This is a genomic window from Phenylobacterium sp. (assembly GCF_030693805.1).
Lineage (GTDB): Bacteria > Pseudomonadota > Alphaproteobacteria > Caulobacterales > Caulobacteraceae > Phenylobacterium.
The window spans coordinates 1-12,319 of the sequence record NZ_JAUXZW010000353.1 but is presented as its reverse complement, the minus strand read 5'-3'; the positions used below and the strand labels follow the sequence as shown (position 1 = coordinate 12,319).

General features: G+C 69.7%; 15 protein-coding genes. 4 read left to right on the top strand and 11 right to left on the bottom strand.

The genetic code is table 11. From position 1 onward, the window contains the following. Nucleotides 1-66: 66 nt before the first annotated feature. The 5 genes from obgE to Q8M88_RS14185 form a co-directional block, all read right to left on the bottom strand. Nucleotides 67-1,104: a GTPase ObgE gene (gene obgE, locus Q8M88_RS14205; RefSeq protein ID WP_305597810.1), complete on the bottom strand. Its 1,038-nt coding sequence runs from the start codon at nt 1,102-1,104 to the stop codon at nt 67-69. Nucleotides 1,105-1,181: 77 nt separating this feature from the next. Continuing rightward, nucleotides 1,182-1,715 (bottom strand): GNAT family N-acetyltransferase, encoded by a 534-nt coding sequence (locus tag Q8M88_RS14200; protein WP_305597809.1) that lies wholly within the window; start codon nt 1,713-1,715, stop codon nt 1,182-1,184. A gap of 136 nt (nt 1,716-1,851) precedes the next feature. Beyond that, nucleotides 1,852-2,124, bottom strand: coding sequence for a 50S ribosomal protein L27 (rpmA, locus tag Q8M88_RS14195; RefSeq protein WP_305597808.1), 273 nt, complete (start codon nt 2,122-2,124; stop codon nt 1,852-1,854). A gap of 28 nt (nt 2,125-2,152) precedes the next feature. Beyond that, nucleotides 2,153-2,752: a 50S ribosomal protein L21 gene (gene rplU, locus Q8M88_RS14190; protein WP_305597807.1), complete on the bottom strand. Its 600-nt coding sequence runs from the start codon at nt 2,750-2,752 to the stop codon at nt 2,153-2,155. 123 nt (nt 2,753-2,875) lie between these two features. Further along, nucleotides 2,876-3,817, bottom strand: coding sequence for a cation diffusion facilitator family transporter (locus Q8M88_RS14185; protein WP_305597806.1), 942 nt, complete (start codon nt 3,815-3,817; stop codon nt 2,876-2,878). Between the two features lie 100 nt (nt 3,818-3,917). Between Q8M88_RS14185 and Q8M88_RS14180 the strand changes: the two genes are divergently transcribed. Beyond that, complete coding sequence (locus tag Q8M88_RS14180; protein WP_305597805.1) at nt 3,918-4,961, top strand: GTP-binding protein; 1,044 nt, start codon at nt 3,918-3,920, stop codon at nt 4,959-4,961. A gap of 200 nt (nt 4,962-5,161) precedes the next feature. Here Q8M88_RS14180 and Q8M88_RS14175 read toward each other — a convergent pair whose 3' ends face one another. Continuing rightward, nucleotides 5,162-5,608: a biopolymer transporter ExbD gene (locus Q8M88_RS14175; RefSeq protein WP_305597804.1), complete on the bottom strand. Its 447-nt coding sequence runs from the start codon at nt 5,606-5,608 to the stop codon at nt 5,162-5,164. 162 nt (nt 5,609-5,770) lie between these two features. Here Q8M88_RS14175 and Q8M88_RS14170 point away from each other — a divergent pair, with 162 nt between their 5' ends. Next, on the top strand, nt 5,771-6,745 hold the full coding sequence (locus tag Q8M88_RS14170) for a WD40 repeat domain-containing protein (protein WP_305597812.1): 975 nt from the start codon (nt 5,771-5,773) through the stop codon (nt 6,743-6,745). 3 nt (nt 6,746-6,748) lie between these two features. Here Q8M88_RS14170 and Q8M88_RS14165 read toward each other — a convergent pair whose 3' ends face one another. Continuing rightward, entirely contained in the window at nt 6,749-7,828 is a 1,080-nt protein-coding gene (locus Q8M88_RS14165; RefSeq protein ID WP_305597803.1) for a citrate synthase/methylcitrate synthase, read from the bottom strand. 75 nt (nt 7,829-7,903) lie between these two features. Between Q8M88_RS14165 and Q8M88_RS14160 the strand changes: the two genes are divergently transcribed. Together Q8M88_RS14160 and Q8M88_RS14155 are read left to right on the top strand one after the other, a co-directional pair. Continuing rightward, nucleotides 7,904-9,067 (top strand): citrate synthase, encoded by a 1,164-nt coding sequence (locus tag Q8M88_RS14160; RefSeq protein ID WP_305597802.1) that lies wholly within the window; start codon nt 7,904-7,906, stop codon nt 9,065-9,067. A gap of 59 nt (nt 9,068-9,126) precedes the next feature. Then, nucleotides 9,127-10,209 (top strand): low specificity L-threonine aldolase, encoded by a 1,083-nt coding sequence (locus tag Q8M88_RS14155; protein WP_305597801.1) that lies wholly within the window; start codon nt 9,127-9,129, stop codon nt 10,207-10,209. A gap of 8 nt (nt 10,210-10,217) precedes the next feature. Here the strand turns inward: Q8M88_RS14155 and Q8M88_RS14150 are convergent, their stop codons facing one another. The 4 genes from Q8M88_RS14150 to Q8M88_RS14135 form a co-directional block, all read right to left on the bottom strand. Continuing rightward, complete coding sequence (locus Q8M88_RS14150) at nt 10,218-10,871, bottom strand: glutathione S-transferase family protein (protein WP_305597800.1); 654 nt, start codon at nt 10,869-10,871, stop codon at nt 10,218-10,220. A 100-nt stretch (nt 10,872-10,971) separates the two neighbouring features. Continuing rightward, complete coding sequence (locus tag Q8M88_RS14145; protein ID WP_305597799.1) at nt 10,972-11,556, bottom strand: MarR family winged helix-turn-helix transcriptional regulator; 585 nt, start codon at nt 11,554-11,556, stop codon at nt 10,972-10,974. 85 nt (nt 11,557-11,641) lie between these two features. Then, complete coding sequence (locus Q8M88_RS14140; RefSeq protein WP_305597798.1) at nt 11,642-12,241, bottom strand: inner membrane-spanning protein YciB; 600 nt, start codon at nt 12,239-12,241, stop codon at nt 11,642-11,644. After that, a partial coding sequence (locus Q8M88_RS14135; protein ID WP_305597811.1) for a hypothetical protein occupies nt 12,238-12,319 on the bottom strand: 82 nt, incomplete at its 5' end. The genes Q8M88_RS14135 and Q8M88_RS14140, both read right to left, overlap by 4 nt.

Sequence of the window (12,319 nt, the reverse complement as noted above, 5' to 3'; positions counted from 1 at the left end):
CGTCCTCGCCGATCAGCAATGCCGAGCCGACCTTGACGACAATGCGTTTGGCGGTCTCCAGGCCGCTCACGGCGCCCAGGCCTCCACCTCGCCGGGACCGGCCGCTTCGGCGCGGCGGGCGCGCACCTGCGCCCATGACGCCCGCAGCACCTCGATCACGCCTTCGCCGGAGACGCCGGACACCAGCCGCGGCTGGACGCCGGCGGCCTTCGCCAGCTCCGCCGCGCGGGCGGCCCGGGTCTCGGGGTCGAGCGCGTCGACCTTGTTCAGGGCCAGGATTTCGGACTTGTCCTCGAGACCCTCGCCATAGGCCTCCAGCTCGGCGCGCACGGTGCGCCAGGCGTGCACGACATCCTCCTGGGTGCCGTCGACCAAGTGGATCAGCACGGCGGTGCGCTCCACATGGCCCAGGAACCGGACGCCCAGGCCGGCGCCCTCGGATGCGCCCTCGATGAGGCCGGGGATGTCGGCCAGCACGAAGCGCTCGTTGGTCGACAGGTCGACGACGCCGAGGTTGGGCGTGAGCGTGGTGAACGGATAGTCCGCGACCTTGGGCTTGGCCGCCGAAGCCGCCGCCAGGAACGTCGACTTGCCGGCGTTGGGCAGGCCCACCAGGCCCACGTCGGCGATCAGCTTCAGCCGCAGCCAGAGCGTCAGCTCCTCGCCCTCCTGGCCGGGATTGGCGCGGCGCGGCGCCTGGTTGATCGGGCCTTTGAAGCGGGTGTTGCCCCAGCCGCCGTTGCCGCCCTTGGCCAACAGCAACCGGTCGCCGGCCCGCGACAGGTCGGCGATGACGCTTTCGCGGTCCTCGTCCAGCACCTCGGTGCCGACCGGCACGCGCATCACCACGTCCTCGCCATTGGCCCCGTGGCGGTTGCGGCCCATGCCGTGGCCGCCGGTCTGGGCCTTGAAATGCTGCTGGTAGCGGTAGTCGATCAGAGTGTTGAGGCCCTCGACCGCCTCGATCCAGACGTCGCCGCCCTTGCCGCCGTCGCCGCCGTCCGGACCGCCGTACTCGATGTACTTCTCACGTCGGAACGAGACCGCGCCACCGCCGCCGTCGCCGGAGCGGATGTAGATCTTGCACTGGTCGAGAAACTTCATCGCGGTCTTCTATGTCCTATGGCTGAAGGCCATAGCACGCGGAGGCCTTCCGCGCCCTATGGCCCTCAAGGCGCAGCTCAGGCGAGCCACACCATCATCCGCGCGGGAACCGGCTCGCCGCGCGCCGCGCTGGGCAGCTTGCGGACTTCGCCGGTGTAGAGGAAGCCCGCCTTGCAAAGCACCTCGCCGGACGCCGGATTGTCGGCGAAGTGCCCTGCGACGACCATCCGCCGACGCCAATCCTTGGACGCCCACACGAGGGCCGCGGACGCAGCTTCGGTGGCGTAGCCCTGGCCCCAGTAGGGACGACCCAGCCAGTAGCCCAGCTCGGCGCGCCCCAGCTCGTTGGGGTGGAAGCCGAGCATGCCGATCAGGCCCTCGTCCTCGTGGTCGACGACAAACAGCGCCTCACGCGACGGATCGCGGCCCGCGATGCTGTCCAGGTAGGTCTCGGCGTGGTCCAGGCCGTAGGGGTGCGGCATGCGCGTGGTCATCCGCGCGACGTCGATGTCGTTGGCCAGCGCCGCGATCCTGTCGGCGTCTTTGCGGCGGGGCTTGCGCAGCCGCAGCCGCGCTGTGCGGATGACCGGCTCCAGTTCGATCGCACACATGGTCTTGAACCTCCCGACCCTTCTCGGAGGGCCTTTTCAGAAAACAAAAGCGGGGAGTCCGGCGTCCGGACTCCCCGCTGAGGTCGTCTGTCCGGTCCGCCAATAAGTAGGGCGGAACCGGCAATGAGGGTTCCGCTTAGTCTGCGTTCGCCGGGGCCGGCGTCACCACGTTCACGTAGGTGCGGTCGTCGCGCTTGGTGACGAATTTCACCGCGCCCTGGGCCGTGGCGAAGAGGGTGTGGTCCACGCCCATGCCGACGTTGTCGCCCGGGAAGAACTTGGTGCCGCGCTGGCGCACGATGATGTTGCCGGCGAGCACTGCTTCGCCGCCGAACTTCTTCACGCCGAGGCGGCGACCAGCCGAGTCGCGCCCGTTGCGCGAGGAGCCGCCTGATTTCTTGTGAGCCATGGTGCTCTCCTAGGTCCTGCTGGACGCCTTATTCGGCGTCCGTATCCGTCTTCTTGGCCGCCGGCTTCTTGGCGGCGGGTTTGGCTTCGCCGGCTTCCGCCTTGGGGGCGGCGGCCTTGCGGGGCGCGGCCTTCTTGGCGGGAGCGACGGTCTCGGTCGCGGCGTCGGCGGCCACGGCTTCGACCTCAACCTGCGGCGCCTCTTCGGCGACGCTGGTCGGCGTGACGTCGTCGCGCAGCGCCAGTCCACGGGCGCGGGCGTCGATCACCGCCTTGGTGGTCAGGTCGACCGTGCCGTCCCACTTGGCGCTCTTGCCGTCGCCGGTGATGCCGGTGACGCGCAGCACGCTTTCGAACTGGCGGTGGCCCCTGGTGCGGCGATAGCCCTGGCGGCGAGTCTTCTTGAAGATCTTCACCTTGAGGCCCTTGCGGGTCTCGATCAGGGTGGCGTTCACCGAGGCGCCCGAGACGGTCGGCGCGCCCACGGTGACGGCCGCGCCGTCACCCAGCATCAGCACCTCGCCGAAGGCCACGTCGGCCCCGGGTTCGCCGTCCAGCTTTTCGACCACCAGCACGTCGCCGGGTTGGACCCGGTACTGCTTGCCGCCGGTCTTGATCACCGCGTACATCGTTCGCGCCTTACAGAATGTATTTGCAAAAAGTATTGCGCCCGCGAGCGGTCCCACGGGCGAGAGCGCGGTCTTATACAGGGGGGCCGGCCCAAGTCAACGGACGCGGGGCCAACTCGGGACTCAGGCGCGGCGCACTTCGATCGTCAGGTGACTGAGGCCCGCAAGGCCCGCCAGCCGCGCGCGATAGGCCTGCACGTCCTGCGGCTGCGCGGCCTCCAGCACGACGATCGCGGCATGGTGGCCGGGGCCGAGCCGCCACAGGTGCAGGTCGACCACCCGCTCGCCCTGCGCCTGCAGCCGCGCGCGGATCTCGGCGACCAGCGCCGGACTTGGGTTCATGTCCAGCAGTACGCCGCCGGTGCGGCGCAGCAGGCTCCAGGCGAACTGCGCCACCAGGGCTGCTCCCACGAGGCCTGCGGCCGGGTCGGCCCAGCTCCAGCCGAGGCTCCGGCCGGCGGCCAGTCCCGCCAGCGTCAGCACGCCCACCAGGGCGTCGGCCGAAAGGTGCAGGTGGGCCGCTGACAGATTGAGGTCGCCGTCGCCGTCATGGGCGGCGCGCGCGGGCTTCAAAAGCCAGGCGCAGACCATCGTCACCACCAGGCCGGCGGCCGCCAGAGGCAGGGCGGAGTCATAGTCCACCGCTGCAGGTTCGATCAGCCGCTCGATGCTCTCCAAGGCGATCAGGAAAGCCGTGGCGGCCAGGACCACGGCGTTGGCGAAGCCGGCCAGGAAGCCGATCTTGCCGGTGCCGAAAGCATAGCGCGGGTCGTCCTTGCGCTGGCGTGAGACCCGATAAGCCAGCGCGGCGACCAGCAGCACGGCGACGTGCGCGGCCATGTGCAGGCCGGCGGCGGTCAGGGCCATCGACTTGAACGCCAGCCCGCCGATGAGTTGCGCGGCCAGGGTCGCCGCACAGATCGCGGTGACGATCCAGGTGCGGCGTTCGTTGCGCGCGTGGTCTGCGCCCAGATAGACGCGATCGGCGCGGAAGGCGTCCATGCGCGCTGGCGCGGCCTGCGGGCTTGTGTCCGCCGCGCCGGGCGTGGGATCGATGGGGATCAAGGAAATCTCGGGCGGCGATGAGCGATGTTATCTTGTAACGCCCACGCCGCGCGGGTCAATCTGGGCCCGCGAGGTTTCCACTCGCCCTTGCGATGACTAGATGACGCCCATGACCGACAAAACCCCCGTCACCGTGCTCACCGGCTACCTCGGGGCCGGCAAGACCACGCTCCTCAACCGCATCCTCTCGGAGGACCACGGCAAGCGCTACGCCGTGATCGTCAACGAGTTCGGCGAGGTCGGCATCGACAACGACTTGATCGTCGGCGCCGACGAAGAGGTGTTCGAGATGAACAACGGGTGCGTCTGTTGCACGGTGCGCGGCGACCTGATCCGGGTGCTCTCAGGCCTGATGAAGCGCAAGGGCGGCTTCGACGCGATCATCGTTGAGACCACCGGCCTGGCCGATCCCGGCCCGGTGGCGCAGACCTTCTTCGTCGACGAGGACGTGCGCGCCCGCACGCAACTCGACAGCGTCACCACGGTGGTCGACGCCAAGCACCTGCCGCTCAGGTTGGCCGACTCCCGTGAGGCGGTGGAGCAGATCGCCTTCGCCGACCAGATCATCCTCAACAAGACCGATCTGGTGACGCCAGCCGAGCTTGCCGCCGTCGAGGCCTCGATCCGCCGGCTGAATCCGCTGGCCCCGATCCACCGGGCGCAGCGCTCGAACGTGCCCCTGGACGCGATCCTCGGCCGCGGCGGCTTCGACCTGGCGCGGATCACCGAGCTGGAGCCGGAGTTCCTCAACCCGGCGCACGGCGAGGCGGGCCACGTGCACGACGAGGATTGCGAGCACGACCACCACGATCATGATCATCACGACCATCAGGACCACGCGGCCGCCGCCGGCATCCGCGGCATCTCGCTGACCCTGGACAAGCCGATCAACGCCAACAAGGTCACCACCTGGCTGAACGAGGTGCTGCAGGCCCAAGGGCCGGACATCCTGCGCGCCAAGGGCATCCTCGACGTCGCCGGCGAAGACCGCAGGCTGGTGTTCCAGGCCGTGCACATGATCCTGGAGGGTGATTTCCAGGGCGAGTGGCGCGAGGGCCGCGTGCGTCAGAGCCGACTGGTGTTCATCGGCCGCAACCTCGACGAGGCGGCCCTGCGCGAAGGCTTCGAGGCCTGCGCGGCCTGATCCTTCACCCGCTCATCCCGACGATAGTCGGGACCCAAGCGGGCCCTCGGCGCGCAAACCGCTAGCTCAGCTTGAGCCCCGGCTTTCGCCGGGGTGAGCGGGGTTGGAGGGGATCGCTGACCAGCTGCAAGCGCCCCAAAGAAAAAGGCCCGCCGGTTTCCCGGCGGGCCTTTCTGATGTCAGGTTGTCGTCGCCGAGCTTCAGAGCTCTTCGTTGATCAGCGCCACTTGGTAGTAGCCGCCCGACTGCAGGTTGTTCATGACGGCCATGAACTCGCCGTAGCGGACCGTGCGGTCGGCGCGGATGTAGACCCGCGCGTCCGGGCCGGAGGACGGCTCGTCGTTGGCGATCAGTTCGCGTTCCAGGTCGCCGGTCAGGGTGTCGAGCGTCGTCGGCTTCTCGCCGATGAACAGCACGCCGCCCTGTTGGATGTTGATCAGGGTGGGCTCCTTCACCTTGGCGCCCGGGGGCGGCGGGATGGCCGGCGGCAGGTCGAGCTTGATCGACACCGTCGCGGCGGGAATCGCCACCATGAAGATGATGAGGAGCACCAGCATCACGTCCACGAAGGGCGTGACGTTGATGTCGCTGTTCTGGCCGAGGTCGAACTTGGAGCCGCCGCCCCCACCGCCCAGCTTCGCACCCATATGAAGTTCCTTCCCTGCGACGGCGCGTAGTTTCGCCCGTCATCCGTTCGCGAGACCATTCGCAAGTCATTTTCAGAAAGTAAAGACCAGATCGCCCCGGCGGGGTTCACGCCGTGCGTCGGCGCCCTGGAAAGCCCCTGAAGGCCCGGCTATGGCATGGCGATGATCTCTGAATTCGACGCCTTCGTCACCGCCGCCGCCTTCGACCGCGCCCAGCGCGCCTGCTTCGCCCTGGGCGACGGCACCGTCCGGTTCGAGGGCGGCGAGAGCGTCCAGGCGCACGACGGCGCCATATTGTCCGCCTGCCTGCACCCGTCGGGCGACGGGATGCTCACAGGCGGCGACGACGGCCGTGTGGTCTGGTCGCGGTCGAGCGGGGCCGAACAGGTCGCCGAGGTCAAAGGCCGCTGGATCGACGCGATCGCGGCCAGCCCCCAGTCGGGCCTGGTCGCCTTCGCCGCGGGGCGCGACCTGCACATGCGCGACGTGGCCGACGCCGGCTTCACCAGACTGTTTCCGCACGAGCGGTCCATCGCCGACGTGGCCTTCGATCCCAAGGGCCGGCGGGTGGCGGCGGCGACCTACAACGGCCTGCGCCTGTGGTACGCGCGGATCGCCGAGCAGAAGCCGGCGGTGCTGAACTGGGCCGGCAGCCATATCGGCGCGGCCTGGAGCCCGGACGGCAAGTTCCTGATCTCGTCCATGCAGGAGAACCAGCTGCACGGCTGGCGGGTCTCCGACGAGAAGAACATGCGAATGGGCGGCTACCCGGCCAAGGTCCGCAGCCTGGCGTTCTGCTCCAAGGGACAATTAATGGTCACCTCGGGCGCCAACGGCCTGGTGATCTGGCCGTTCGGCGGCTCCACGGGGCCGATGGGCAAGGAAGCGGCCGAAATCGGTTTCGACGAATCCGCCCTGGTGACCCGGGCCGCTGCGACGCCTGGGGCTACCTGGGCGGCCGCCGGGCTGGACGACGGACGGGTGTGGGTCTGCGACCTGACCGGGCGGCGCATCGACACGGTGAAAGCCGAGAAGGGCGCGGCGATCTCTGCGCTGGCGATCACCGCCGATCACCGCCGCCTCGCCTGGGGCGACGAGGCCGGCGGCGCGGGCGTCGTCGAGGTGCCGGAAGCCTGAGTTTCAAGCGGCCTTTGGCTGCGGGCCGACATAGACCGACTGCGGACGGATCAGCCGACCCTGCGCCACCTGTTCGCGGGCGTGGGCGATCCAGCCCGCCACGCGGCCCATGGCGAATACGCCGGTGAAGGCGTCCGCCGGGAAGCCGACCGCCTCCAGCAGCAGGGCGGTGTAAAACTCGACGTTGGTCTCCAGCGGCCGGTCGGGCTTGCGGTCTTTGAGGATCGCCAGCGCCGCGGCCTCCACCGCTTCGGCCAGGGCGACACGGCCTGACGCGTCCGGTTGCAACGCGCCCAGCCTGCGCACGGCCGCCTTCAGGGCGTCGGCCCTGGGGTCGCGCACCCGGTAGATCCGGTGTCCGAAACCCATCAGGCGCTCGCCGCGGGCCAGCGCCGCCTCAAGCCACGGACGGGCGTTCGCCGGTTCTCCGATCCCGCGCAGCATCTCCAGCACCGGGCCCGGCGCGCCGCCATGCAGTGGACCCTTGAGTGCGCTGATCCCGCCCAGCACCGCCGAGGTCAGGCCCGCGTGCGTCGAGGCGATCACCCTGGCGGCGAAGGTCGAGGCGTTCAGTCCGTGGTCGCAGACGGTCACCAGATAGGCGTCCAGCGCCTCGGCCTGGCCGGGACCAGCGGGCCGGCCGTGGGTCATCCTCAAGATGTCGGCGGCGTGGCTCAGGGAAGGGTCGGGCGCAACCGGGGCTTCGCCCGCGCGGGCGCGCAGGACGGTTGCGATGAACACCGCAGGCGCGGCCAGCAGCCTCAGCGCAGTGGCGAGGTCGTCGCCGTCGCGCAGCCGCGCGGTTAGCGCCCGCATCGCCTCCACGGGATCCAGTCCACTGAGCTCGCCGACGGCGGCGGCGTGGGCGAACACCGAGGCCCGCGCCTCTCCCAGCGGTCGCTGCAGATCGCGCGGGAGGTCATCGAAGAAGCCGTCGAACAGCAGATGGGCGATGTCCTCGAAACTGGCCCGGCTGGCCAGGTCGTCGAGCGAGCGTCCGCGGATCACCAGCCGGCCGGCCGCGCCGTCCACTTCCGACAACACGGTGCGGGCGGCGACGACATCGTCGAGGCCTTCGGACATGGCGGGCTCCTTCTCGCTTGTGCCCGTCCATCATCTGTCGCACGATCGGTTCGTCAATCTTGATCAATATAATCAATGTCAGAAGACTGGATTACCGCGCAGGCCGCCATCGAACGCCTCGGCGTGCGACCTCAGACGCTCTACGCCTATGTCAGCCGCGGCCGGGTGCAGGTGCGCGCCGATCCTGGCGACCCACGCCGCAGCCTCTATCGCGCGGTGGACCTCGCGGCGCTGATCGAACGCCGCACCCGCGGGCGCAAGCGGTCGGAGGTGGCGGCCGGGGCCATCGCCTGGGGCGAGCCGGTGATGGACTCGACGATCACCACGGTCGTGGGCGGACGGCTGTTCTATCGCGGACGTGATGCGGCGGTGTTGGCCGAAACCGAGACCTTGGAGGCCGTCGCGCGTCTGCTGTGGAACGCCCCGTCGTCCGCGCGCCAGCCGACGCCTTTGCGGTCAATGCTGGCGGGCGGGCTGAAGGCCCGGGCGTTCAACCTGCTCGCGTCCCGTGCGGCGAGCGACCGACCGGCGCTCGGTCGGCAGGCCGCCGCCTTGAGGCTCGAGGCCGAAGACCTGCTGGACGCCGTCTCCCAGGCGGTCGCTGGCGACTCCGGCCCAGGTTCTATCCATCTGCGGCTGGCCTCCGCCTGGGACGTGGACGCGCTCGGCGCCGACCTGATCCGCCGCGCCCTGGTGCTGCTGGCTGACCACGAGCTCAACGCCTCGACCTTCGCCGCCCGCGTCGCGGCGTCCACCGGCGCGTCGCTGGCCGCCTGCGCGCTGGCGGGCCTGGCGACTCTCACCGGACCTCTGCATGGTGGGGCTGCAGCCGGCGTCGCAGCCTTGCTGGCCGACGCGGCGCGGGACGGCGCGCAGTCGGCGGTCACAGCGCGCCTCGCCGAGGGCCGGGCGATCCCCGGGTTCGGCCATCCGCTGTATCAGGACGGCGATCCTCGCGCCCAGGCGCTGCTCGGACGGTTCACGCCGGCCGCGGCGGCCCAGTCCCTCAGCGCGGCCGTGCACGAGGCGACGGGCGCAGCGCCCAACATCGACTTCGCCCTGGCTGCGATGACCCAGGCGATCTCCGCCCCCGCCGATGCTCCGTTCGCCCTGTTCGCCACCGCCCGCGTCGCCGGCTGGATCGCCCACGCCCTGGAGCAGGGCGCCGGCGGCATGCTGATCCGACCCCGGGCGCGCTATGTCGGGCCGCATCCTGAGCTCATGGCGCTGTCTTCGTGACATCGGCGCGCTAGATTGGGCCTCGCCGAGGCCTGCTTGGGCCCGAACGGGGGCGTGCGATGATCGACCTGCGTAGCGACACCTGCAGCCGCCCCACGCCCGAAATGCGACGGGTGATGGCCGACGCCGAGGTTGGCGACGACGTCTATGGCGACGATCCGACGGTCAAGGCGCTGGAGGCGGCGGTGGCCGACATCCTGGGCAAGGAAGACGCCGTCTACATGCCCAGCGGCACGATGACCAACCAGGTCGCCGTCCGCACCCATACCCAGCCGGGCGACGCCGTGCTGTTCGACCAGGCCGCCCACGTCTACGTCCTGGAGAACGGCGGCGTGGCGGCGTTCTCCGGCGTGCTGCCCAGGCCGCTGCCGGGCGTCAGAGGCATCTTCACGCCCGCCGACATCGACGCCGTGATCGGGGTTCCGCACCGCTTCTTCCCGACGACCGTGACCGCTCCGGCGCGCCTGCTGTGCCTGGAGAACACCCACAACAATGGCGGCGGCGCGATCTGGCCGCTCGAAGCGGTGGAGGCGGCGACGGCGGCGGGTCGGCGACACGGGCTGGCGACCCACCTCGACGGCGCGCGTCTGTGGCATGCGACGGCCGCGACCGGCGTGTCCGAGGCGGACTATGCGCGATCGTTCGACACGGTAAGTGTGTGCATGTCGAAGGCGCTGGGCGCGCCGATGGGGTCCTGCCTGGTGGGACCTGCGGATTTCGTCAGCCGGGCGCGTCGCTTCAAGCAGATGTTCGGCGGCGGCTTTCGCCAGGCGGGGCTGGTCGCGGCGGGCGCCCTGCATGCCCTGGAGCACCATCGCCCGCGGCTTGGCGAGACTCACGGTCTCGCCGCGCGGTTCGCCCAGGGCCTCGCGCAGATCGACGGCATCGAGATCGACCCGGCGAGCGTGCAGTCGAACATCGTCCGCTACCGGCTGACCCATGTCGCTGCGGGCGGCCTGGTCGATCAGGCGCACCAGCGCGGGTTGTGGATGCTGCCCTCGGGCGCGGATGCGATACGCGCGGTCTTCTATCTGGATATCACCGAGCGCGATGTGGACGACGCACTGCGGATCATCGCCCAGGCCATCGACGCTTCACCCCGTGTCGGCGCTGAGCAGACGGCGCGCGGCGCGGGTTACTGACGCAGTCATCAGCCGTCCGATTGCTGGCTGGTGAAGACCGCCAGCTGGGCGGCGAAGGCGCGCTGGTAGGCGGGCCGCGCCTCGCCGCGGGCGAGATAGGCGACCAGGTTCGGATATCTGCCGAGCAGGTCCGAGCCCTTCAGCCTGAGCAGGACCATCGCCATCAGCAGGTCGCCGGCGGTGAAGTCGCCGTCGAGCCAGTCGGCGTCACCCAGGCGATCGGACAGCGCGCCTAAGCGGCTGGTTATGCGGTCCTCGAGGATCGGCAGGCGCGCCTCGAACCACGGTTTGTCGCGCTCCACAAGCCTGGCCATTTCGCGCTCAAGCACCGGCGGCTCCACCGTATTGAGCGCGGCGAACATCCAGGTCACGGCGCGCGCTCGGGCGTCGGCGTCATCCGGCAACAGGCCGGCATGGTGCTGGGCGATGTGGAAGACGATCGCTCCCGTCTCGAACAGGGCGAGATCGCCCTCCTCATAGGTTGGAATCTGGCCGAACGGATGCAGTGCGAGATGGGCAGGCTGCTTCATCGCCTCGAAGGACATCAGGCGAACGTCGTAGCGCTGGCCCACCTCCTCGAGCGCCCAGCGCACGCGCATGTCGCGCGCCAGGCCCCTGCCACGATCCGGAGACCGTTCAAAGGCGGTGATCGTGGGGGTCATGGCGAGGCTTCCAGCTTGAAGGTGACGCAGCAGTCCTCAGTCGACGCGGCGGCTATTTGTCGGCGCCGGGCCGACTGGCGGCAAGCGTCGCCGACTCCGCCTAGGCCGCCTTCTTTTTCTTCTTCTTGCTGTCGGTCTTGGGAGGTTTGGACGGCTTCATCGCCTTGGGCGCCTTGGCTTCGTCGTTGGCGGGTTCGCTGGCCGGCGCCGCCGGCTCAGCGGTGACCAGCTCGCCCAGCAGTTCCAGGAACGTCTCGCGCCGGCTGTTGCGCGCGATCAACTTCAGCAGTCGCGCATCTGCGGCCGCGACCTTCGGCTGCACATCCTCCAGCGCCGCTCGGCCGTGGTCGGTGATGGTCACGGCGTTGGCCCGGGCGTCCAGTTGCGAACGTTCGCGCTCCAGCAACCCGCGCCCGATCATCCGCGCGGCCATGTCGGCCAGGGTGGAGCGGTCGATGCCGGTGATCCTGACGAGGTCGGTCTGGGTGGCGCCTTCGTGGGCCGCGGCCGCCGCCAGCACGGCGTACTGGCGCTGGGTGAGCGCGGAGTCGCCGACTTCTTCGGCGTAGATGTCGAGCGCGAGCTGCAACGCGCGATGCAGCAGGTGACTGGGCGAGCGCTCCAGCGCGGCGACCACGGATTTGCGGCCAGACTTGCCCCCCAACTTGCCTTTCGCGGCGGCCATGGCTGACGTCTCCTGATCGGGACTTTCAGCCTACGCGCCTATTGTTGCGGTTTAGCGACGGATCGTCCGTGGGCGGTGCGAGCGTCTACTCCGTGGGCGGCGGCGGAATGGCTGGCGCTTCCTCGTCGGCGGCCTTGGCGTGCTTCATCATCAGCGGCGCCTGGGTCAGCGAGAACAGGATCGCCAGGATCTGCAGGCCCGGGAAGCGGAACCAGGCCCAGACATAGGTGGACTGAGTGCGCCACACCGCCTCGTTCAGCACCGCCACGCACAGGAAGAAGATCCCATAGCGCAGGGTCAGGGTGCGCCAGGCGTCGTCCGGCATGCGCAGGGTCTCGCCCAGCAGCGCCTTCAGCGGGTTGCGACGCGTCGCCACCCCGCCCAGCAGGAACGCCGCGAAGCCCAGGTTCAGCACCGTCGGCTTGATCTTGATGAACCGCTCGTCGTGGAAGATCAGCGTCATGCCGCCGAAGATCAGCGCCGCGACGCCGGCGATCAGCGGCATCGGCGCGATCCGCCGCTCGGCCACATAGCCCACCAGCAGCGCCACCGCCGCGCCGCCGACCAGCGCCCAGCTCGCCGTCACGGCGTTGCGGGTGATCAGGAACGCGACCATGAAGCTTAGCGGCGCGCCGTAGTCGACGGCGGCGCGAATCCAGCCTTTTGCTTTCGGCGATACGGTCACGCGTCCTCCAGTCCGACCAGCGAGCGGGCGAAGGCGCGCGCGTTGAAGGGCTGCAGATCCTCGATCTGCTCGCCCACG